We start from the raw sequence: 19,107 nt of genomic DNA on the forward strand, positions 1-19,107 counted from the left end.
CCGCGGCCGGAAGGATAGACCATGCAAAATTCATATGTCTGGGATCCCATTGTGCGGCTGTTCCATTGGCTGCTTGCCGGCAGTTTCATTGCCAACGCGCTGTTTACCGATCCGGACGGCACCCTTCACCACAACATCGGCTACTTCATTGCCGCTCTTGTCGGCTGCCGCCTTGTCTGGGGGCTCATCGGCAGCCGCCATGCCCGGTTCTCCAGCTTTCCGCCCAGTTTCAAGGCCGCCGCACGGCAGCTCGAAGACATCGCCGTCTGGCGCAGAGGCAGCCACAAGGGCCACTCCCCTCTGGGCGCGCTGATGATCTACAATCTGCTCCTCTCCCTGCTGGGCATTGCTTTGACCGGCTGGATGCTGACGACAGAGCCGTTTCTCCATTCCGCCGGAACAGAGGCTCTGCACGAGATCCTGGTCCATTGGGCAGAGGCATCGGTCCTTCTGCATGTTGCTGCGGTGCTGTTTGAAACCCGCCGCACCAAAGTCAGGCTGGCCCGGGCGATGATCACCGGCTACAAGAACCTGCCAGACAGCTCAGCGGAGACCTGAACATGCCCTCAAACCGGCAGGGGCCGGCCAAGCCCTGGATCCTGATTGCCGTCATCGCCGTGCAGGCCCTCTGCGCGGCGGTGTTTCTGGGAGACATGTTCGCTGATCTGTCCGGCATGGAGGCTGGCGAGGCGGCGCAAGGCGAAGGGCCGCATGCCTATGTCGAAGGGCTGGCTGCCGTTGCTCTGCTGGCCGCCATCGTGATCGAGGTCCGCATCCTGATGTGGCTGCTGCGGCGCAAGGCGCATCTGGAGGACAGCCTGAGCTCGGCCCAAGCCGCGGTGCAGGATGTGATTGACGCCGAGTTCGCCAACTGGGGTCTGACTCCGGCCGAGCTGGACGTGGCAAACTTCCTGGTGAAGGGATTGCCGACCGCTGAAATCGCCGCCATGCGCGGCAGCGCCGAGGGCACCGTCAAGGCGCAGCTCAATGCCATCTACCGCAAGTCCGGCACCAGCAACCGGGCGGAACTGATGAGCCTGCTGATCGACACCATGATGGGGCAGCGGCAGACGGAACCAGCTGCAGACACTGCCGCCCGCTCCGCCTGACCGGCTGCTACAGCATCTTGCGCAGTTCGGTTTTCAGCACCTTGCCATAGTTGTTCTTGGGCAGCTCCGCGATACGCAGATAGGCTTTGGGCCGTTTGAACCGGGCGATCTGGCTGTTGCACAGTGCATCCAGCTCAGCGTCCGTCGCGTCACCGACGACAAAGGCCACCACTTCCTCGCCCCAATCCGCATGGGGCCGGCCCACCACCGAAACTTCCTGAACCTGCGGGTGCATCAGCAGCACCTCCTCGACTTCGCGCGGGTAGACGTTGGAGCCGCCGGTAATGATCAGATCCTTGGAACGGTCCTGCAGCGTCAGATAGCCGTCCTCGTCCATCACCCCCATGTCGCCGGTCATCAGCCAGCCATTGACCAGCGTCTTGGCCGTGGCCTCCGGGTTCTGCCAGTAACCGGGCATCACCGCATCGCCGCGCACCATGATCTCGCCATGGCTGCCCGCGGGCAGGAATTCTCCCTCCGGCGTGCCGATCCGCACCTCAACCACGCTCTGCGCTGTGCCGACGCTAGCCAGGCGATCTTTCCAGCGCGGATGGGTGCGGTCCTGCACATCGTGCCGGGACAAAGCGGTGATCGCCATCGGGCATTCGCCCTGCCCGTAGACCTGCACAAAGACGGGGCCGAAGTGCTCCACCGCCTCGATGATGTCGGCCACATACATCGGCCCGCCGGCATAGACCACGGTGCGCAGGCCCTCGCCCTTGCGGCCCAGCTGCTTGGCCACCGCTGTCATCCGCGTGACCATGGTTGGTGCGGCAAACATGTGGACCCGGCCGAAATGGGCAGCCAGATCGAAAATCTCCGCCTCGTCAAAGCCGCCCGACACCGGACAGACATGCGCGGCACCTGCCAAAACATGCTGGATCGCATAGATCCCGGCGCCGTGGCTCATCGGCGCCGCATAAAGCGCGTGATCTTCGCGGCTCACCTGGTCCACGTCCGAAAAATAGGCAAGAGCCATGTTCATCAGCATCCGGTGGGTGATCATCACTCCTTTGGGCCGCCCGGTGGTGCCGGAAGTGTAAAACAGCCAGGCCAGATCGTCCGGCGCACGGGACACCGGGGCCGCCACCGGTTCCGCCTGCATCGCCTGTTCATAATCCGAACCAGCAATGTCCACGCAACGGACCCCGGCCTCGGTTGCGGCAACGGCTTCCGTCAGCCCGGGCGAGGTAAACACCAGCCGCGCGCCTGAGTTCTGCAGGATGAACTCGGCCTCCTTGCCATGCAGCTTGGCATTGATCGGCACCGCCGCGGCCCCAGCGCACCAGATGCCGTAAAGCGCAACCAGATAGTCCGGGCAGTTCTTCATGAAAATGCCAACCCGGTCCCCTGGCTGAACCCCTTGCGCCTGCAGCCATCCCGCCACAGATGCCGCCCGCGCATGGAAACCTGCATAGTCCGCAACCATCACCTGCCCGTGATACAGTGCTGGCCGTGCTCCCTCTGCTGCTGCCATTCGCTGCAGCCATACTGCCAAGTTCATTTGCCCATCCTCTCCGGCTTGCCCCGCGGCGCGCAACGTGGCACGCAAGGGCAAGCCCCTTCAATTCCGAAGAAATACCCGGGTAGAAATACCATATGAGCGATCTTGCCTTTGACCACGCCCCTGTGGGCCTTGCCGTGCTGGAACGCCGCGTCATCACGCGGTGCAACCTGCAATTCGCCGCCACCTTCGGCGGTGCCCCAGGGGACTACACCGGGATGCCGGTGGCTGAGCTCTACCCCAGCCGCGAAGACTACCAGCGCATCGGCGCCGTGCTGCAGCAGCCCGAGGCGCAAAGCGGCAGCTATAATGACGAGCGTATCATGCGCCGCCGCGCTGGTGAATTGTTCTGGTGCCGGGTGCGCGGCCGCTCGGTCACGCCCGAGGCGCCGTTTCAAACCGGCGTCTGGTCCTTTGCCGACATCTCCGAGGACCGCCCGGTGGTCTCGCTCACTCCGCGCGAGCGCGAAGTGGCGATCCTGACCTGCAAGGGGCTGTCGGCCAAGGAAATCGGCAAGCAGCTTGATCTGTCCTACCGCACCGTGGAAAGCCACCGCGCGCATCTGCTGCAGAAGTTCGGCGCCCGCAAGCTGCCGGAACTTGTGGCCAAGCTGACCGGCATGCCGCTGTAGCAAGAAAAAGCGGCGGGCGATTGCAAATCCGTCAATCTGTCTCCATGTTACGCCAAGCATCGACAGCGCTTCACTTGCAGGAATGCTTGCCGTATAAGCGCGCTAATTTCCTGCCTGCCGGATCATTGTGACCCCGGAAGGCATGTCGGAACCGGCTTGAGGACAAAATGACGAACAAAACTCACGAAGCGGATGTGGCCTTCATCAAGGCGCTGGCGGAACTGCTGCGCGAAAACGATCTGACCGAGCTGCAGGTCAAACGGGAATACGGCGAGGACGACAGCCTGAATGTCTGTGTCTCCCGCCAGACCGCAGTGGCCGCCGCTCCGGTTCAGGTTGCCGTGCCTGCCGCCGCGGCCCCGGCCCCGGTTGCTGCCGCCGCCGCTCCTGCCGCTCCGGCCCCCGCAGCAGCCGCTGCCGAAGATCCGGCCAGCCACCCGGGCGCCGTGCCCTCGCCGATGGTCGGCACCGTTTACCTGCAGCCCGAGCCGGGCGCGGCCGCCTTTATTTCTGTTGGCCAGCAGGTCAGCGAAGGCGACACCCTGCTGATCATCGAGGCGATGAAGACCATGAACCACATCCCGGCGCCGAAATCCGGCACCGTGAAGCGCATCCTGGTCGAAGACGGCGCCGCCGTGGAATTCGGAACCCCCCTGGCCATCATCGAGTAAGGGTCTGCCATGTTTGACAAGATCCTGATTGCCAACCGGGGCGAGATCGCCCTGCGCGTGATCCGCGCCTGCCGGGAAATGGGCATCAAATCGGTTGCGGTGCACTCCACCGCCGACGCCGATGCAATGCACGTCCGCATGGCCGATGAATCGGTCTGCATCGGCCCGCCGTCCGGCACCCAAAGCTACCTGTCGATCCCGGCCATCATCTCGGCCTGCGAGATCACCGGCGCCCAGGCGATCCACCCGGGCTATGGCTTCCTGTCGGAAAACGCCAATTTCGTGCAGATCATCGAGGACCACGGGCTGACCTTCATCGGCCCCTCGGCCGAGCATATCCGCATCATGGGTGACAAGATCACCGCCAAGGAAACCGCCAAGAACCTCGGGATCCCCGTTGTTCCGGGCTCCGACGGCGGCGTGCCCGACGTGACCACCGCCAAGAAGGTGGCCGCGGACATGGGCTACCCGGTGATCATCAAGGCCACCGCCGGCGGCGGCGGCCGCGGCATGAAAGTGGCGCTGAACGAGGCCGAACTGGAAATCGCCTTCTCCACCGCCCGTTCCGAGGCCAAGGCTGCTTTCGGCAATGACGAAGTATATATGGAGAAATACCTCCAGAAGCCGCGTCATATCGAGGTTCAGGTCTTTGGCGACGGCAAAGAGACCGGCATCCACCTGGCCGAGCGCGACTGCTCGCTGCAGCGCCGCCACCAGAAAGTGTTCGAAGAGGCCCCCGGCCCCTGCATCACCCCGGAAGAACGCGCCAAGATTGGCAAAATCTGTGCCGATGCGATCGGCAAGATGGGCTATGCCGGCGCCGGCACCGTCGAGTTCCTGTACGAGGACGGCGAGTTCTATTTCATCGAGATGAACACCCGTCTGCAGGTGGAGCATCCGGTGACCGAGGCCATCTTTGGCGTCGACCTGGTGCGCGAGCAGATCCGGGTGGCCGAAGGGCTGCCGATGTCGTTCACCCAGGACGACCTGGAGATCAACGGCCACGCCATCGAAGTGCGGATCAACGCCGAGAAACTGCCGAACTTTGCCCCCTGCCCGGGCAAGATCACCGCATTCCACGCCCCTGGCGGCCTGGGCGTGCGGATGGATTCGGCGCTTTATGACGGCTACTCGATCCCGCCCTATTACGACTCGCTGATCGGCAAGCTGATCGTGCACGGCCGCGACCGGACCGAGGCGCTGGCGCGTCTGAACCGCGCGTTGGGCGAGCTGATCATCGACGGCATCGACACCACCGTGCCGCTGTTCCACGCACTGCTGCAGGAGCAGGACATCCACACCGGCGACTACGGCATCCACTGGCTGGAGCGCTGGCTGGAAGAAAACACACCCGGCTGAGCCTGGTATCTCAAACGGGGCGCGCCGCTGGCAGCGCCCCGTTTTACATTTCCCTGTCTTTTGCCTTTATACTGCCCGGCACCATGAGCTTGACTGCGGATCTCTTGCTGCACGCCTATTCCGCCGGTGTTTTCCCGATGGCCGAACACCGCGACGACCCCGAAGTATTCTGGGTCGACCCCAAGCGGCGGGGTATTCTGCCATTAGACGGGTTCCGCATGTCCCGTTCGCTGGCAAAACGCATCCGCAACGGCGGCTTTGAGATCACCGTGAACCGCGATTTTGCAGGCGTGGTGGACGGCTGCGCCGACCGCGCCGAAACTTGGATCAACAGCGAAATCCGCGACCGCTATCTGGATCTGCACTTGATGGGTAATGCCCATTCTCTGGAGGTCTGGCATCAGGGCGTGCTGGCAGGCGGCACCTATGGCGTCTCGCTGGGCGGGGCCTTCTTTGGCGAAAGCATGTTTTCGCGCCAGCGCGATGCTTCAAAGGTTGCATTGGCCTATCTGACCGACCGGCTGGTTCAGGCGGGCTATGTGCTTTGCGACACCCAGTTCCTGACCCCGCATCTGGCCTCGCTGGGCGGCATCGAAATCACCCGCGCCCGCTACCGCAGCCTGCTGCGCGAAGCCCTGTCAAAAAATGCGGATTTTGCGAGGCCTGCGGTGCCTGCGCCTCAGCTGCTGCTGCAGCGCATGACCCAGACGTCGTAACGGCTGTGATCCAGCGCGTTCAGCGCCGGGCTGGAGGCGATCATCCAGCCCTGGAAATGAGTTGCCCCATTGCCGGGATCCCGCACGGAAAGATAGGCAAACGCGTCGCCGGTCGGGTTTTCCGCCGGATAGCGGCAGTCGGCCACGGTCACCAGCAGGCCGAACATCTCGGCGCTGGCTCCAATGGCCACCTCAGCGTCCATCGTGTGGCCGTTGACTTTGTCCAGCGCCCGCAGAACCGCAGCGTTGCCCTGCGCCGCCTGTTCCTGCCCCCAGGCAGGCACAGCCAGCAAGGCAGCCGTCAGTGCAGCGGCAAGACGCCTCAAGACTCGTCCCCGCTGCCGGCCACAAACTTCACCAGCAGCGAGATCAGGCTGACAGCGCCCTGGGTGTCCTCGATCTCATCGCCGGCCTCAAAGGCAAAGGGCGAACCGCCCGGCATGATCTCAACAAAATTGCCTCCCAACAGGCCTTCGGAAGAGATGACAACGGCGCTGTCGTCGGGGATCTCGATGCCATCCTGCACCGCAAACCGGGTGTCGGCGCGGAAGGTCTCGGGGTTCAAATCGACGCCGGTGACGGTGCCGATCTTGACACCGGCCAGCCGCACATCGGTGCCTACGCTGACCCCTTCCAGAGAGCGGAAAGAGGCACTCAGGTCATAGGTCGCGCCTGCGCGCGACAAACCGGCGGCCTGGCCTGCGTAAACGGCAAAGCCAATGGCTGCAGCCAGCACGACACCGCCGGCAAAAACTTCAGTAGGATTGTGGGACATGTAACCAGCCTTCTGGCAGATGTTTTATTCGGGCACCCAGGCTTCGTAGTCGCTGCGCTCTTTCGGCGCGCCGCCCGCCCGGATCGAGCCCGCCGGCGCATAAGCCATCATGGTGCCGGTCAGGTTTTCCTGATGCGGCTTTTCCCAGGCCTTGTGCTTCAGCGGCTTCTCACTCGGCACCTCGTCAAAGGTCCGGTGCAGCCAGCCGTGCCAGTCCGGGCTCACCCGCGAGGCTTCGGCTTCGCCGTTGAACATCACCCAGCGCTTGCTGTCGTCCGCGTTGCGGTAGAACACGTTGCCCTGATCATCTTCGCCGACTTTGACACCCTTGCGGCGGGTATAAAGCGCAGTGTTCAGGGTGGAACCGTTCCACCAGGTCACAGCGCGCAGAAGAGAGTTCAGGATTCCCATGGGTGCCTCCGGATTTTTCCAGCTCTGATATGGCTCAATTTCCTGCCGGGGTCCAGTGGCTTGCGTCCTCTGGGACTGTCCCCGGCGGGATTCGGCAATTTTGCCTCAGCCTTGTTTCCAAGGCCCTAACAGCTTTAGCCCTCTGCCGGGGCCAGAGCCGTGACTTCGATCTCAATGCGGAATTTCGGATCGATCAGATTGCACTCGATCATTGTCGCCGCCGGCGGGTTGGCGCCAAAGGCCTCTGCCAGAACCGGCCAGCAGGGTTCGAACTCGGCCGCATCCGGCAGGTAGTAGTTGACCCGCACCACATCGGCAAAACCGGCACCCGCCTTCTCCAGCGCGGCGCCAATGGTTTCCAGCGCCGATTTGCACTGGGCCACAACATCGTCGCCCTGCCCCACGGTGCCCGCCACATGCACAAAACCGCCGGCCACAACAGCCCGGCAATAACCAATCTTGGCCTCGAATTCTCCGCCGGAAGAAATCCGCTTGATCATGTCTCTCTCCTCAACATGAAAGCGGCGCGGAAATAACCGCGCCGCTTTGATAAAACGTTCTGCCTGTCAGCCCGCAGACGCCGGCTCTTTCTCGGCGTCCGCGTGGATCATCAGCGGCTGCGCTTCCGAGGTCACCGCCTCTTCGTTCACAACCACCTTGGTCACGCTGTCCATGCCCGGCAGATCGAACATGGTGTCCAGCAGGATGTCTTCCATGATCGAGCGCAGGCCGCGCGCGCCGGTCTTGCGCTCGATGGCCTTGCGGGCAATTGCCTTCAGCGCCTCGTCGGTGAAGTCCAGCTCGGTGTCTTCCAGCTCGAACAGGCGCTGGTACTGCTTGACCAGGGCGTTCTTGGGCTGGGTCAGGATGATCACCAGCGCGTCTTCGTCCAGGTCTTCCAGTGTTGCCAGCACAGGCAGACGGCCGACAAATTCCGGGATCAGGCCGAACTTCAGCAGATCTTCCGGCTCCAGGTCCTGGAAGATCTCGCCAACACCGCGCTCATCATTGTCGCGCACATCGGCGCCAAAGCCCATTGCCGAGCCCTTGCCGCGCTGCGCGATGATCCGGTCGAGGCCGGCGAACGCGCCGCCGCAGATGAACAGGATGTTGGTGGTGTCCACCTGCAGGAATTCCTGCTGCGGATGCTTGCGGCCGCCCTGCGGCGGAACCGAAGCCACGGTGCCTTCCATCAGCTTCAGCAGCGCCTGCTGCACACCCTCGCCCGAAACATCGCGGGTGATCGAGGGGTTTTCAGACTTGCGGGTGATCTTGTCGACCTCGTCGATGTAGACGATGCCGCGCTGCGCGCGCTCGACGTTGTACTCGGACGCCTGCAGCAGTTTCAGAATGATGTTCTCGACATCCTCGCCCACGTAACCGGCTTCGGTCAGCGTGGTCGCATCCGCCATGGTGAACGGCACATCCAGGATCCGCGCCAGCGTCTGCGCCAGCAGCGTCTTGCCGCAGCCGGTCGGGCCGATCAGCAGAATGTTGGATTTCGCCAGTTCGATGTCCGAGCCTGCCTTCTGGGCGTGGTTCAGACGCTTGTAGTGGTTATGCACCGCAACCGACAGCACCCGCTTGGCGGTCGCCTGGCCGATCACATAGTCATCCAGCACCTGGCAGATGTCCTTGGGCGTCGGCACACCGTCGGTGGCCTTCAGGCCCGAAGCCTTGGTCTCTTCGCGGATAATGTCCATGCAAAGCTCTACGCATTCATCACAGATGAACACGGTGGGGCCTGCGATCAGCTTGCGCACTTCATGCTGGCTCTTGCCGCAGAAGCTGCAATAGAGGGTGTTTTTGCTGTCGCCGCCTGAATTCGTCGCCATGGTCTACCTTTCAGTCCGCTCAGTCTTCTGCGCCTGTGCTTCTGCGCCCGCGCTTTGGAGCAATCCAACTTTCGGCCAGCTTAAGCCACTGCTTAGGCCGCCACAATGTGAAAGTGTGCCCCAATTAAACTGCCGGGGCACACGGGTGTTCACAAGGTCAAGCGTTACGCTTCCTCGCCGTCGCCCTTGGCGCGGTTTTCGACGATCTCGTCGATCAGGCCGAATTCCTTGGCCTCTTCCGGCGACATGAAATTGTCGCGCTCCAGCGCGTCCACGATGGTGTCGTAGTCCTGGCCGGTGTGCTTGACGTAGATCTCGTTCAGGCGCTTTTTCAGCTTCAGGGTTTCCTCGGCGTGGATCATGATATCGGTCGCCTGTCCCTGGAACCCGCCCGAGGGCTGGTGCACCATCACGCGCGAATTCGGCAGCGAAAAGCGCATGCCCGCCTCGCCGGCGGTCAGCAGCAGCGAGCCCATCGACGCCGCCTGGCCGATCACCAGGGTCGAGACCTTGGGCTTGATGTACTGCATGGTGTCATAGATCGACAGGCCGGAGGTCACCACGCCGCCGGGGCTGTTGATGTACATCGAGATTTCCTTGGACGGGTTTTCCGCCTCAAGATGCAGCAGCTGCGCCACGATCAGCGAGCTCATCCCGTCGTGCACCGGGCCATTCAGGAAAATGATCCGCTCCTTCAGCAGGCGGGAAAAAATGTCATAGGCGCGCTCGCCCCGGCTGGTCTGCTCAACCACCATCGGGACCAGGGTATTCATGTATGTTTCTCTGGGATCAATCATCTCGACCTGCCTGCGTTGTTTATGTCCGGCACCATACCCGACAGAGTGTTACCTGAGTCTTAGTATCGCCACTTTTGACCTGCAAGAGGCGGCAGCCATTTTCACGGTGGCGCAAACCTGCATAGGGTGTCGCAATCCGCTGGAACGCTGTCGCTATTCTCTGGCTGCAGCCTGCAACAGCGCCTTAGGAAACACAACCAAGTCCGAATTCCGTGCCGGGGTCCCGCCATGACCGATGACAGTTTCGTTCAGAAAGGCGCCGCAGCCAATCTCGCCGTTCCGTTCGAAGGCGAGCCGCAGGATTTTTATTTCCTGCTTTTGCCCAAGGCGACCATGCTGCCGGTGGCCGCCGCCATCGAGCCTTTGCGCATTGCCAACCAGGTGACCGGCACCCGGCTGTACCGCTGGTTCATCATGACCGAGGACGGCGCCCCGGTGCATTGCTCCAACGGCATGGTGATCACACCGGATCAGCCGCTGCAGCCGCTGCCCTCAGATTCGCTGGGCTTTGTCTGTGCCGGGGTTGAGCCGCATAACGCGGCCAGTGAAGTCACATTGAACTGGCTGCGCCGCGAAAGCCGCTTTGGCCGCTCCATCGGCGGCGTCTGCACCGGCGCCTTTGCGCTGGCACAGGCCGGGCTGATCAAGAACCACAAGTTCACCCTGCACTGGGAAAACCAGCCCGGTTTCCTGGAAAGCTACCCCAGCCTGACCCCCTCACCCAACATCTTCGAGATCTCCGGTCCGCTGATGACCTGCGGCGGCGGCAATGCGGCCACCGACATGATGCTGCACCTGATCGAGGAGCGCCACGGCAAGCAGCTGGCGATCATCGTCGCCGACATGTGCCTGCATGTGCGTTCGGGCGGCCAGGCCGCACCGCAGAAATCGAACTATGCGGTCGCCATCGGCAGCCGCAACCAGCGCCTGCTGAACGCCCTGCAGCTGATGCAGGAATCAATTGAGGAGCCGCTGTCGATCGGCGAGCTCTGCGACAAGCTGGACATCTCCCGCCGCCAGCTGGAGCGGCTGTTCTCGCGCTACTTGAACCAAAGCCCGATGCATGTCTATTTCGACATGCGCCTCAGCCATGCCTTTGCATTGATGAACGAAACCTCGATGAGCGTCACCGAAATCGCGCTGGCCTCGGGCTTCAACTCAGCCACCCATTTCTCGCGCCAGTTCAAGCGCAAGTTCGGCGCCTCCCCGCATTTCTTCCGAAAGGGCTGGAGCTGACGGTGCCGGTTTGATCCAGCGCAAATCGCATTCGGATCAGCCGGCGTAAAGGAGCACCTCAAACACTCCTTTACGCCAGGCCCGACCGATGACCTCCAAGCGCTCCGAACTGCTGATGCCCGCGGGCAATCTGCGCAAACTGAAGATGGCCATTCTCTACGGGGCTGATGCCGTCTACCTCGGCACCCCCGATATGTCCTTGCGCACCAAATCCGAGTTCTCGCTGGAAGAGGTGATCGAAGGAGTTGAGTTCTGCCACCAGCACGGGCGGCGCGCCTATCTGACGCTGAATCTGTTCTCCCACAACAAGGACATCCCCAAGCTGGACGAGTACATCGAGACCGTCCGCAAGGTGCAGCCCGACGGGCTGATCATCGCCGACCCGGGCGTCTTCCAATATGTGAAGGAGCGCGCGCCCGAGATCCCGCTGCATGTTTCCACCCAGGCCAATATCTGTTCCTGGCTGTCGGTGAAATTCTGGCAGGACCAGGGTGCCGATCTGGTGGTTCTGGCGCGCGAAGTCTCCTATCCGGAACTGGTGGAGATCCGCGGAAAATGTCCGGATATCAAGCTCGAAGCCTTTGTGCATGGCGCCATGTGCATGACCTATTCGGGGCGCTGCCTGCTGTCCAATTTCATGGCCGAGCGCGGTGCCAACCAGGGCAACTGCGCCAATTCCTGCCGCTGGAACTACGGCGTCCGGATGCGGCTGAAGGACGGCACTGTGCAGGAGCTCGACATCAACGAGAGCAACGCCGGCATGTTCGAATTCCTGCTTGAGGAAGGCTGCCGCCCCGGCGAGCTGATGCCTATCGAAGAGGACGGGCGCGGCTCCTACATCCTCAATTCCCGCGACCTTTGCATCATGCCGAAACTGGACGACTACCTGAAAATCGGCGTCGACAGCCTCAAGGTCGAAGGGCGCGGCAAGTCGGAATATTACGCCGCCATCGTGGCCCGCGCTTACCGCATGGCGATTGACGACTACTACGCCGATCCCGAGGGCTGGGACCCCAAGCCCTACATGCGGGAGCTGGAGGCCGTTGGAAACCGCGGCTACACGCTGGCCTTCCACGACGGGCGGCTGAACAACCTGGCGCATGATTACGAACACACGGCATCACTGGCGCAGTGGGAGTATGCCGGTGTTGTGACTGAAGTGGCCGAGGATGCCTTCCACGTTCTGGTCAAGGCCAAGCTGACCGCAGGCGAGGTGCTGGAGTTTGTCTCCCCCATCGCCCGCGAAACCGTGCTGCTGCGGGTCTATGATTTTGAGGTTGCCAAAGACGGCACCCGCACGGAGGCGGTGCACGGCAGCACTCAGACCGTGATCCGCCTGCCATTCTCCCTGTTCGATCACGAGGACATCGAGGCGCTTAAGACCCGCTTCCCGGCCTTTACCGTCCTGCGCAAGGAACGCGCCCTGACCGAAGAGAAATGGAACCGCATCCGCTTTGACAAGCTAACGCAAGCCATTGAAGTATCAGGCAAAGATAACCCAAAGGCCTACGCCCGCCGCCGTGACGCGCTGGCAGACAGCATCGCGCAGGACAGTAACGAAAAGCGCTTCAAGACCAACCGCATCGGCACCGAGGGCTGCTGCGGCAAGGGCTGCAACGGCTGCCTGATCTTCTGGCAGGATCCGCAGTACGAACTGGCCCGCAAAGCGCTGCAGAAACGCAAGCAGGGCGAAATGCTCAGCCGGGCCGAAGCCTCAGAGCTGAAGCTGGCAGCAGGTGAAACCATGTGACGGGGGCGCCGGCAGCACCCCCTTTCAATCCATGATCAGCCGAACATGTCGGAGGTTATCCCGGCATACCAGCCGATGCTTTCCTCATAGGTCGCCTGGCGCAGCTCGGCATCTTCGCCGGTCTGACTGATGAAGCCGTCCACCTTGGCAATCTTCTCGTCCGTCGCCTGATAGGTCGCCCCCACCTTCACACCGTCATTGGTGCCGATCAGCGACCAGCAGGTGTTGGAGAATTTCGCCGGGAACACTTTGCTGTCCGTCAGTGCTCCGCGCACCGCCATCGCCGCCACCTTGGCCTGGGAATTGGCCGAGAAGCCGGATTTCGGCATGTCGCCCTGCGCGCAGGCATCGCCCAGCACATGGATGTTTTCATCCAGCCGGCTCTGCATCGTGTGGCCGCTGACCGGCGCCCAGTTGCCCTCGGTGATGCCGGCCATCTCGCAAATCCGCCCCGCCTTCATCGCCGGGATCACGTTGCAGGCGTCGACCTTGGTCACTTCGCCGTCAATGGTCACCGTCATCGCATCCGGATCGACCGAGACATTGCCGCCGCCGAACTCCTCGCCGATCCAGTCGATCATGCCGTCGTAATGGCTGCCCCAGCCCTCCTGGAACAGCGCCATCTTGGAGAATTTCGGTTTGGGGTCGGCAACAATGATCTTGGCGGTCGGGTTCCGCTGCTTCAGCACATGCGCCACCATCGACACCCGCTCATAAGGGCCTGGCGGGCAGCGGTAGGGGTTGGGCGGAGCGACCATCGCAAAGGTGCCGCCTTCCGGCATCGCCTCGATCTGCGCTTTCAAGAGTTCCGACTGCGAGCCTGCCTTATAGGCATGCGGCATCTTGTTCTGGGAAGTGATGTCCCAGCCCTCCACCGCGCCGTCGACAAAATCTATGCCCGGCGACAGGATCAGCCGGTCATAGGGCAGCATCCCGCCGCCCGCAAGGCTGACGGTCCTTGCATCCCGGTCAATCCCCACCGCCCAGTCATGCACCACGTTGACGCCGTACTGGCTGGCCAAAGTGCCATAGCTGTGGGCAATGCCCGCCAGCTCCTGAAAACCGCCGATATAGAGGTTGGAGAAGAAACAGGTGTAGTAGGTCCGGGTAGGCTCCACCAGGGTGACATCAATCGCACCCTTGCTGTCCTTGGCAATATAACGTGCCGCAGTTGCACCGCCTGCACCGCCGCCGACAACAACCACCCGGGGTTTGCCAGCACCCAGAACCGCCGGCGCCTGCAAGGCCGCCGCTGCGGCCGCTCCGGTGCCAAGAAACTTACGTCTGTCTACAGCCATTTTATTACCCTCCCTTTCAAAACAACAAAGCGCCGGAGCATCACTCCAGCGCGCCAAAATACGCGGCCAGGGCTGCGATCTCCTCGTCCGACAGCCGCCCCGCCATCATCTGCATCACCGGATGCGGCCGGATCTTGCGTTTGTAGGCGTGCATGGCGATGACAAAATCCTCCTTCGGCCAGCCGATGACCGAGGGGATGCCGTCGTAATCCCCATCGGTCTGGTGGCAGGTGGTGCACTCGCTCGAGAGATACTCGCCGTAGTCCCTGTCCCCCACAATGGCGAGCGTCTCAGGCGGCAATGCCACTTCAACCTTGCGCACAGTCGGCTCGGCCTCCGGTATATCCTGCGGGCTGTCCGAGAACTGGCGCAAGTAAGCCAGCACATCCCGGCGGTCCTGCGGTTCCTTGAGACCCCGGAAGGCCATCCGCGTGCCGCTCACCAGCGCCTTTGGATTTTCCAGATAGGCGTCCAGATGCTCCAAGTCCCAGACCATCCCGTCCTTGCGGGCACGCACGATGCTATTGGAATACTTGAAGTCCTCGAACTGCGCCACCTTGCGGCCGAAAATCCCGTTCAGCAGCGGCCCGTTCTTGTGGCGGGCTCCTGGCCCGACCTCATGGCAGGACGCGCATTGCTCAAACACGTTTTCGCCCCGCTCGGGATCGCCGATCGGCACGGCGCCCTCGCTGGCCTGGGCCGCGCCGGCCAGCGCAGCCCAGACCGGTATTATCAACGCCAGACGGCGCTGCATGTTACTGGGAATAGGACTTGAGATAGGCAATCACCGCCTCGATGTCCCCTTCCTTTTTCAGTCCTGCAAAGGACATCTTGGTCCCCTTCATGTATTTCTTCGGCTTGGCCAGAAAGGCCGCCAGTTCGGCTTCATCCCAGACCAGCCCGCCTTCGGCCGCCGCCTTCATCGCCTTGGAGTAGCGGAACCCCTCCACGTAGCCGGCAGGCGCACCGATAATGCCGTTCAGGATGGGCCCCGTCTTGGACTTGGCCCCGTCGCCGACCTGGTGGCAGGCCTTGCACTTCTTGAAGGTCTTTGCGCCCTTCGCCACCAGTTCCGGGTCCAGAACAGCTGCCGCTTGGACAGGCTCCTCCGCCTCTGCCTCCTCAACCGGCGCGGCATCACCCGAGGCCGCGGCGCTTTCTTCCTCCGGCGTCACGTCCAGCACCATGGCGCGCATGGTGATCTCAACGCTGTCCTTGCAGTTCTCCATGCACGGCTCCGGGTTCCAGAAGTGCTTCTCCGCCTCCAGCCGGTCATCCAGGATGAAGCCTTCCGCATTCGGCAGCTCCACATCAGCAAAAGTCCCGTCCGACAACACGAACTCGTCATCCACCAGATCGTTGGAATAGAGGATATAGGCCACAATAGCATAAACCTCGTCCGCGGTCAGAGACTGCGCGTCGCCAAACGGCATCGAGCGGTTCACATAGTCCCAGGTGGTCGACAGATACGGCCAGTAAGAGCCCACAGTTTTCAGCGGGTCATCATGGTCCAGCGTATCCTGCCCGCCTGCCAGCTTGGGCCAGTTGCCGACGCCTTCGGCAAAGTCGCCGTGGCAGACGGCGCATTTCTCGGCAAAGACCTCCTCGCCGGTGAACACATCGCCCGAGCCTGCGGGCAAGCCGGTGCCATCGGGGGCAACGTCCAGATCCCAGGCGGCGATTTCCTCCGGCAAGGCGGGGCGGCCAAGGCCGATTTTCTCAGCAACCGCCGGTGAAACAACTGCCAAAGAAAACACTGCCGCAGCAACAATGTTTCGCCCGGCGGCGACGCCGGGCAGCGCCCGTCCGCCCCCTCGGGCGGGCGCTACGCTTTCCGCCCGCGGACGGGAGCCGCCCTCAGTGGGCCTCATCAACCCGTTAAGAAACTTCGACATTTTCCGCCTCCCCGTTTGCCTTGACCCACCAGGTCTGGATGGCGTTGTTGTGATAGATCGAATTCAAGCCCCGCACCTCGCGCAGCTGCGCCTTGGTTGGCTGCACATATCCGGAAGAATCCTTGGCGCGTGCTTGCAGCAGCATTTCGGAACCGTCCCAATTGATATCCAGGTAGAACCGCGTCAGCGCCTTGTCTGTGCCTGGAGCCGCCAGCCGCGCCTCCTGCCAGCTCTTGCCGCCGTCCAGCGACACATCCACGCCGGTGATAGAACCGCGCCCCGACCAGGCCAGCCCGGTGATCACCAGCGGCCCCTTGCCATGCTTGATCGGCGCCTGCGGGCTGGGGCTGGTGACAACGGATTTCGCGTCCATCTCCCAGGTCCACTTGCGGCTGACGCCATTGGCCAGCGTGTCGGTGTATTTCGAGGTCTCCTCGCGGCTTTCCACCGGCTGGTCCATGACCTCAACCCGGCGCAGCCATTTGACCCACATATTGCCTTCCCAGCCCGGCACCACCAGCCGCACCGGATAGCCATGCTCCTTGCGCAGCGCCTCGCCGTTGGCCTTGAAGGCGACCAGCACGTCGTCCATCGCTTTCTCCAGCGGGATCGAGCGCCCGTTCGAAGACGCATCCGCGCCTTCCACGTAGACCCACTTGCCCTCGGGGCTGACGCCGGCTTCTTCCAGCAGCGTCCGCAGCGACACGCCGGAATACTCCATGTTATGGATCATGCCGTGGGTGAACTGCGCGCCGTTCAGCTGCGCACCGGCCCATTCCATGCCTGAGTTCGCGGCGCATTCGCAGAAATAAACGCGGTTTTCGCGCGGAAAGCGCTCCAGGTCTTCATAGGTGAACACCAGCGGCGTCTCGACCAGCCCGTTGATCATCAGCCGGTAGTCTTCCTTGCGCAGCTCGATGGCGCCCGAATGGTGGCGCTCAAAGGCACATCCCTGCGGCGTGATTGTGCCGTCCAGCGCGTGGATCGGGGTGAAGTTGATCGAGCTGATGGTGTCCGCCGTCAGCCACTCCACGTTGCGGCGCACCACGTCGCTCTCGAACTGGATCGGCATGCCGTAAGGCGTGGCATCCACACCCTCGCCGAGGCCTGAGGCCCATTCCTGCACTTCGGTAATCAGCGGATCGGGCGTGGCCGCCCTGGCGGCACCGGCGGCAACAGCCCCTGCCCCGGCAGCCGCCGCTCCTGTCAGGAACTGGCGGCGCGAAGGCGCCAGGCTCTTGGCGTCATCACTCATCTGTCTTTGCCTCCTTATATCGATAAATTCACTTTCGTGAATTCAACTGAGCAAAATTTTTTACGGTTCCCCGTCAGGGGAAGATTGACCTGCCCCGCCGGGGCGGGCGCCGCTTAAGCGCCTGCCACCTGCACGGAGGTGTTCGGGTTCAGGGTCACGGTGCCAAGCTTGCGGATATGGTCCTCGACCACATCCCAGATCATCGGCCCTTCGGTGCCCTCGTTCACGCTGGCCCAGCCGGCCACGACGTAGGATTTCGCCGGATCAATCGCCTCGCCTGTCTTCAGCAGCGTCATATCGGTGATCCGCTCGCCTTGCGGCTTGGTGATGTCGATCCGGTAGCCCATGCCGCCGATCCGCACCATGTCGCCGCCCTGCTGGTAATAGGGGTCCGGGTTGAAGATGTTGTCAGCCACATCCTCCAGGATCACCTTGATGAATTCCCCGGTCATCTCGGACCGGTAGGCCTGCCCGTAAGACATCGATGTCACGTTCCAGATATCCTCGCGGGTGATATTGTCTCCCGGCACCAGCGACGGTCCCCAGCGCACGCCCGGAGACATGGCAATATCCGCCTCCCGCTCGCTCAGCAGCGCATCGCAGATCAGGTCGTCCCAGGTGCCATTGAAATTGCCGCGGCGGTACAGCAGCGTATCGGTCTGGCCGATCACTTCCTCCAGCTGCGCCTTAAAGGGCGCGCGCTCGGCATCAATCAGCTGCGCCACCGCCGGGTCCGGCGCGATCACGTCCGAGAACACAGGGATCAGCTTGTGCCGCAGGCCCATCAGCTGGCCGTCGCGCACGTCCAGATCAATGCGCGAGACAAATTTTCCGTTCGATCCGGAAGCAATGATATGGGTCTTGTCCACCAGCACCGGTTCGGGCAGCGCGTCGTGGGTGTGGCCCGACAGGATCACGTCAATGCCCTGCACCTTGCCCGCCATCTTCTTGTCGACGTCAAAGCCGTTGTGGCTCAGCACCACAACCAGATCAGCGCCCGCGGCGCGGACCTCATCCACCATCGCCTGCATGTTCTCGTCACGGATGCCGAAGGAATACTCCGGGAACATCCAGCCAGGGTTGGCGATCGGCATATAAGGGAAGGCCTGGCCGATCACCGCCACCTTTGCGCCGCCGCGCTCAAAGAACTTGTAGGGTTTGAACAGCTCAGCCGGTTCATCCCATTCAGCATCAAAGATGTTCTGGCCAAGCGCCGCAAAAGGCAGGCCCTCGACGATCTCGTTCACCCGCTCGGACCCCAGCGTGAATTCCCAGTGAAAGGTCATCGCATCGGGCTTCAGCGCGTTCATTACATTGACCATGTCCTGGCCCGCCGTGTGATGGCAGGTGTAGGAGCCATGCCAGGTGTCGCCGCCGTCAAACAGCAGCGCATCGGGACGGTCGGCGCGGATGGCGTTGATGATCGTTGCCATCCGGTCCAGCCCGCCAACCCGGCCGTATCCTTTGGCGAGCGACGAGAAATCATCATAGGTCAGCGCATAGGCCGAGGGGCTGCCATCATTGATGCCATAGGCCTTGCGGAAGTCGGCGCCGGTGATATGCGGCACATGGCCCTTGTTGCCGCCGACGCCCAGATTGATCGATGGCTCGCGGAAATAGATCGGCTTCAATTGCCCATGAATATCAGTCACATGGATCAGGCTGATGTTGCCGAAGGTGTCAAACTCCAAGAGCTGGTCCTGGGTCAGCGACTGCTGGGCAGCCAGCCGCGCCCAATTGCCAAAGCCTGACGCCCCCACCATGGCCGATGCCGCCATGGAAACCTGCAGAAAATCGCGGCGCGAGATCATGTGTACCGGTATCCTGTGTGCTTGCGCGACATATTCGCACAAATGAATGTTTA

20 protein-coding genes are annotated in these 19,107 nt (G+C 62.4%); 8 read left to right on the forward strand and 12 right to left on the reverse strand.

Annotated elements, in window-relative coordinates; all coding sequences use genetic code 11:
- Nucleotides 1–21 precede the first annotated feature (21 nt).
- Both RA20_RS14895 and RA20_RS14900 read left to right on the forward strand, forming a co-directional pair.
- The gene (locus tag RA20_RS14895) at nucleotides 22–558 is read left to right on the forward strand and encodes a cytochrome b/b6 domain-containing protein (RefSeq protein ID WP_039130278.1); all 537 of its coding nucleotides are present in this window, start codon (nucleotides 22–24) and stop codon (nucleotides 556–558) included.
- A gap of 2 nt (nucleotides 559–560) precedes the next feature.
- Nucleotides 561–1,109 carry a helix-turn-helix transcriptional regulator gene (locus RA20_RS14900; RefSeq protein ID WP_039130280.1) on the forward strand — a complete coding sequence of 183 codons (549 nt, stop codon included), beginning with the start codon at nucleotides 561–563 and terminating at the stop codon, nucleotides 1,107–1,109.
- A gap of 7 nt (nucleotides 1,110–1,116) precedes the next feature.
- Here the strand turns inward: RA20_RS14900 and RA20_RS14905 are convergent, their stop codons facing one another.
- Nucleotides 1,117–2,613 carry a class I adenylate-forming enzyme family protein gene (locus RA20_RS14905; RefSeq protein WP_039130284.1) on the reverse strand — a complete coding sequence of 499 codons (1,497 nt, stop codon included), beginning with the start codon at nucleotides 2,611–2,613 and terminating at the stop codon, nucleotides 1,117–1,119.
- Between the two features lie 95 nt (nucleotides 2,614–2,708).
- On the opposite strand from RA20_RS14905, the gene RA20_RS14910 reads away from it, so the two are divergent.
- The 4 genes from RA20_RS14910 (at nucleotide 2,709) to aat (ending at nucleotide 5,991) form a co-directional block, all read left to right on the forward strand.
- The gene (locus tag RA20_RS14910; protein ID WP_039130286.1) at nucleotides 2,709–3,245 is read left to right on the forward strand and encodes a LuxR C-terminal-related transcriptional regulator; all 537 of its coding nucleotides are present in this window, start codon (nucleotides 2,709–2,711) and stop codon (nucleotides 3,243–3,245) included.
- Nucleotides 3,246–3,412: 167 nt separating this feature from the next.
- On the forward strand, nucleotides 3,413–3,916 hold the full coding sequence (gene accB / locus RA20_RS14915) for an acetyl-CoA carboxylase biotin carboxyl carrier protein (RefSeq protein WP_039130289.1): 504 nt from the start codon (nucleotides 3,413–3,415) through the stop codon (nucleotides 3,914–3,916).
- Between the two features lie 9 nt (nucleotides 3,917–3,925).
- Nucleotides 3,926–5,275, forward strand: coding sequence for an acetyl-CoA carboxylase biotin carboxylase subunit (gene accC, locus RA20_RS14920; RefSeq protein ID WP_039130292.1), 1,350 nt, complete (start codon nucleotides 3,926–3,928; stop codon nucleotides 5,273–5,275).
- Between the two features lie 83 nt (nucleotides 5,276–5,358).
- Nucleotides 5,359–5,991: a leucyl/phenylalanyl-tRNA--protein transferase gene (aat, locus tag RA20_RS14925; RefSeq protein WP_039130294.1), complete on the forward strand. Its 633-nt coding sequence runs from the start codon at nucleotides 5,359–5,361 to the stop codon at nucleotides 5,989–5,991.
- Here the strand turns inward: aat and RA20_RS14930 are convergent.
- The 6 genes from RA20_RS14930 to RA20_RS14955 all read right to left on the reverse strand — a co-directional run bounded on the left by RA20_RS14930 (nucleotide 5,955) and on the right by RA20_RS14955 (nucleotide 9,809).
- Nucleotides 5,955–6,317: a DUF2155 domain-containing protein gene (locus RA20_RS14930; RefSeq protein WP_039130296.1), complete on the reverse strand. Its 363-nt coding sequence runs from the start codon at nucleotides 6,315–6,317 to the stop codon at nucleotides 5,955–5,957. The two genes, aat and RA20_RS14930, sit on opposite strands and share 37 nt — an antisense overlap.
- Nucleotides 6,314–6,766 carry an outer membrane lipid asymmetry maintenance protein MlaD gene (gene mlaD / locus RA20_RS14935; RefSeq protein ID WP_039130300.1) on the reverse strand — a complete coding sequence of 151 codons (453 nt, stop codon included), beginning with the start codon at nucleotides 6,764–6,766 and terminating at the stop codon, nucleotides 6,314–6,316. Before mlaD ends, RA20_RS14930 begins: the two co-directional genes overlap by 4 nt.
- Nucleotides 6,767–6,790: 24 nt before the next feature.
- Nucleotides 6,791–7,177 (reverse strand): NADH:ubiquinone oxidoreductase subunit NDUFA12, encoded by a 387-nt coding sequence (locus tag RA20_RS14940; protein ID WP_039130303.1) that lies wholly within the window; start codon nucleotides 7,175–7,177, stop codon nucleotides 6,791–6,793.
- A 134-nt stretch (nucleotides 7,178–7,311) separates the two neighbouring features.
- Complete coding sequence (locus RA20_RS14945) at nucleotides 7,312–7,677, reverse strand: RidA family protein (protein WP_039130305.1); 366 nt, start codon at nucleotides 7,675–7,677, stop codon at nucleotides 7,312–7,314.
- Nucleotides 7,678–7,743: 66 nt separating this feature from the next.
- Nucleotides 7,744–9,012: an ATP-dependent Clp protease ATP-binding subunit ClpX gene (clpX, locus tag RA20_RS14950; protein ID WP_039130307.1), complete on the reverse strand. Its 1,269-nt coding sequence runs from the start codon at nucleotides 9,010–9,012 to the stop codon at nucleotides 7,744–7,746.
- A 164-nt stretch (nucleotides 9,013–9,176) separates the two neighbouring features.
- On the reverse strand, nucleotides 9,177–9,809 hold the full coding sequence (locus RA20_RS14955; RefSeq protein ID WP_039130309.1) for an ATP-dependent Clp protease proteolytic subunit: 633 nt from the start codon (nucleotides 9,807–9,809) through the stop codon (nucleotides 9,177–9,179).
- A 228-nt stretch (nucleotides 9,810–10,037) separates the two neighbouring features.
- Here RA20_RS14955 and RA20_RS14960 point away from each other — a divergent pair, with 228 nt between their 5' ends.
- Both RA20_RS14960 and RA20_RS14965 read left to right on the forward strand, forming a co-directional pair.
- Entirely contained in the window at nucleotides 10,038–11,045 is a 1,008-nt protein-coding gene (locus RA20_RS14960; protein ID WP_039130311.1) for a GlxA family transcriptional regulator, read from the forward strand.
- Between the two features lie 88 nt (nucleotides 11,046–11,133).
- Nucleotides 11,134–12,795: a peptidase U32 family protein gene (locus RA20_RS14965; RefSeq protein WP_039130313.1), complete on the forward strand. Its 1,662-nt coding sequence runs from the start codon at nucleotides 11,134–11,136 to the stop codon at nucleotides 12,793–12,795.
- 35 nt (nucleotides 12,796–12,830) lie between these two features.
- Here RA20_RS14965 and RA20_RS14970 read toward each other — a convergent pair whose 3' ends face one another.
- From RA20_RS14970 to soxB, 5 genes are all read right to left on the reverse strand, one after another.
- The gene (locus RA20_RS14970) at nucleotides 12,831–14,093 is read right to left on the reverse strand and encodes an NAD(P)/FAD-dependent oxidoreductase (RefSeq protein WP_039130316.1); all 1,263 of its coding nucleotides are present in this window, start codon (nucleotides 14,091–14,093) and stop codon (nucleotides 12,831–12,833) included.
- Between the two features lie 40 nt (nucleotides 14,094–14,133).
- Nucleotides 14,134–14,847 carry a c-type cytochrome gene (locus tag RA20_RS14975; protein WP_039130318.1) on the reverse strand — a complete coding sequence of 238 codons (714 nt, stop codon included), beginning with the start codon at nucleotides 14,845–14,847 and terminating at the stop codon, nucleotides 14,134–14,136.
- Between the two features lies 1 nt (nucleotide 14,848).
- Complete coding sequence (locus RA20_RS14980; protein ID WP_193748848.1) at nucleotides 14,849–15,988, reverse strand: c-type cytochrome; 1,140 nt, start codon at nucleotides 15,986–15,988, stop codon at nucleotides 14,849–14,851.
- Nucleotides 15,972–17,243: a sulfite dehydrogenase gene (gene soxC, locus RA20_RS14985; protein WP_039130321.1), complete on the reverse strand. Its 1,272-nt coding sequence runs from the start codon at nucleotides 17,241–17,243 to the stop codon at nucleotides 15,972–15,974. Before soxC ends, RA20_RS14980 begins: the two co-directional genes overlap by 17 nt.
- A gap of 113 nt (nucleotides 17,244–17,356) precedes the next feature.
- Entirely contained in the window at nucleotides 17,357–19,054 is a 1,698-nt protein-coding gene (gene soxB, locus RA20_RS14990) for a thiosulfohydrolase SoxB (RefSeq protein WP_039130323.1), read from the reverse strand.
- Between the last annotated feature and the right edge of the window lie 53 nt (nucleotides 19,055–19,107).

The sequence above is a fragment of the Leisingera sp. ANG-Vp genome (genome assembly GCF_000813725.1).
Lineage (GTDB): Bacteria > Pseudomonadota > Alphaproteobacteria > Rhodobacterales > Rhodobacteraceae > Leisingera.

What these genes read in the sequence shown, in the direction of transcription:
- RA20_RS14895 (WP_039130278.1), top strand. Translation starts at nt 22, where the DNA reads ATGCAAAATTCATATGTCTGGGATCCCATTGTGCGGCTGTTCCATTGG.
- RA20_RS14940 (WP_039130303.1), bottom strand. Translation starts at nt 7,177, where the DNA reads ATGGGAATCCTGAACTCTCTTCTGCGCGCTGTGACCTGGTGGAACGGT.
- RA20_RS14975 (WP_039130318.1), bottom strand. Translation starts at nt 14,847, where the DNA reads ATGCAGCGCCGTCTGGCGTTGATAATACCGGTCTGGGCTGCGCTGGCC.
- clpX (WP_039130307.1), bottom strand. Translation starts at nt 9,012, where the DNA reads ATGGCGACGAATTCAGGCGGCGACAGCAAAAACACCCTCTATTGCAGC.
- accC (WP_039130292.1), top strand. Translation starts at nt 3,926, where the DNA reads ATGTTTGACAAGATCCTGATTGCCAACCGGGGCGAGATCGCCCTGCGC.
- RA20_RS14965 (WP_039130313.1), top strand. Translation starts at nt 11,134, where the DNA reads ATGACCTCCAAGCGCTCCGAACTGCTGATGCCCGCGGGCAATCTGCGC.
- RA20_RS14955 (WP_039130309.1), bottom strand. Translation starts at nt 9,809, where the DNA reads ATGATTGATCCCAGAGAAACATACATGAATACCCTGGTCCCGATGGTG.
- accB (WP_039130289.1), top strand. Translation starts at nt 3,413, where the DNA reads ATGACGAACAAAACTCACGAAGCGGATGTGGCCTTCATCAAGGCGCTG.
- RA20_RS14980 (WP_193748848.1), bottom strand. Translation starts at nt 15,988, where the DNA reads ATGTCGAAGTTTCTTAACGGGTTGATGAGGCCCACTGAGGGCGGCTCC.
- soxB (WP_039130323.1), bottom strand. Translation starts at nt 19,054, where the DNA reads ATGATCTCGCGCCGCGATTTTCTGCAGGTTTCCATGGCGGCATCGGCC.
- RA20_RS14970 (WP_039130316.1), bottom strand. Translation starts at nt 14,093, where the DNA reads ATGGCTGTAGACAGACGTAAGTTTCTTGGCACCGGAGCGGCCGCAGCG.
- RA20_RS14905 (WP_039130284.1), bottom strand. Translation starts at nt 2,613, where the DNA reads ATGAACTTGGCAGTATGGCTGCAGCGAATGGCAGCAGCAGAGGGAGCA.
- aat (WP_039130294.1), top strand. Translation starts at nt 5,359, where the DNA reads ATGAGCTTGACTGCGGATCTCTTGCTGCACGCCTATTCCGCCGGTGTT.
- soxC (WP_039130321.1), bottom strand. Translation starts at nt 17,243, where the DNA reads ATGAGTGATGACGCCAAGAGCCTGGCGCCTTCGCGCCGCCAGTTCCTG.
- RA20_RS14900 (WP_039130280.1), top strand. Translation starts at nt 561, where the DNA reads ATGCCCTCAAACCGGCAGGGGCCGGCCAAGCCCTGGATCCTGATTGCC.
- mlaD (WP_039130300.1), bottom strand. Translation starts at nt 6,766, where the DNA reads ATGTCCCACAATCCTACTGAAGTTTTTGCCGGCGGTGTCGTGCTGGCT.
- RA20_RS14910 (WP_039130286.1), top strand. Translation starts at nt 2,709, where the DNA reads ATGAGCGATCTTGCCTTTGACCACGCCCCTGTGGGCCTTGCCGTGCTG.
- RA20_RS14960 (WP_039130311.1), top strand. Translation starts at nt 10,038, where the DNA reads ATGACCGATGACAGTTTCGTTCAGAAAGGCGCCGCAGCCAATCTCGCC.
- RA20_RS14945 (WP_039130305.1), bottom strand. Translation starts at nt 7,677, where the DNA reads ATGATCAAGCGGATTTCTTCCGGCGGAGAATTCGAGGCCAAGATTGGT.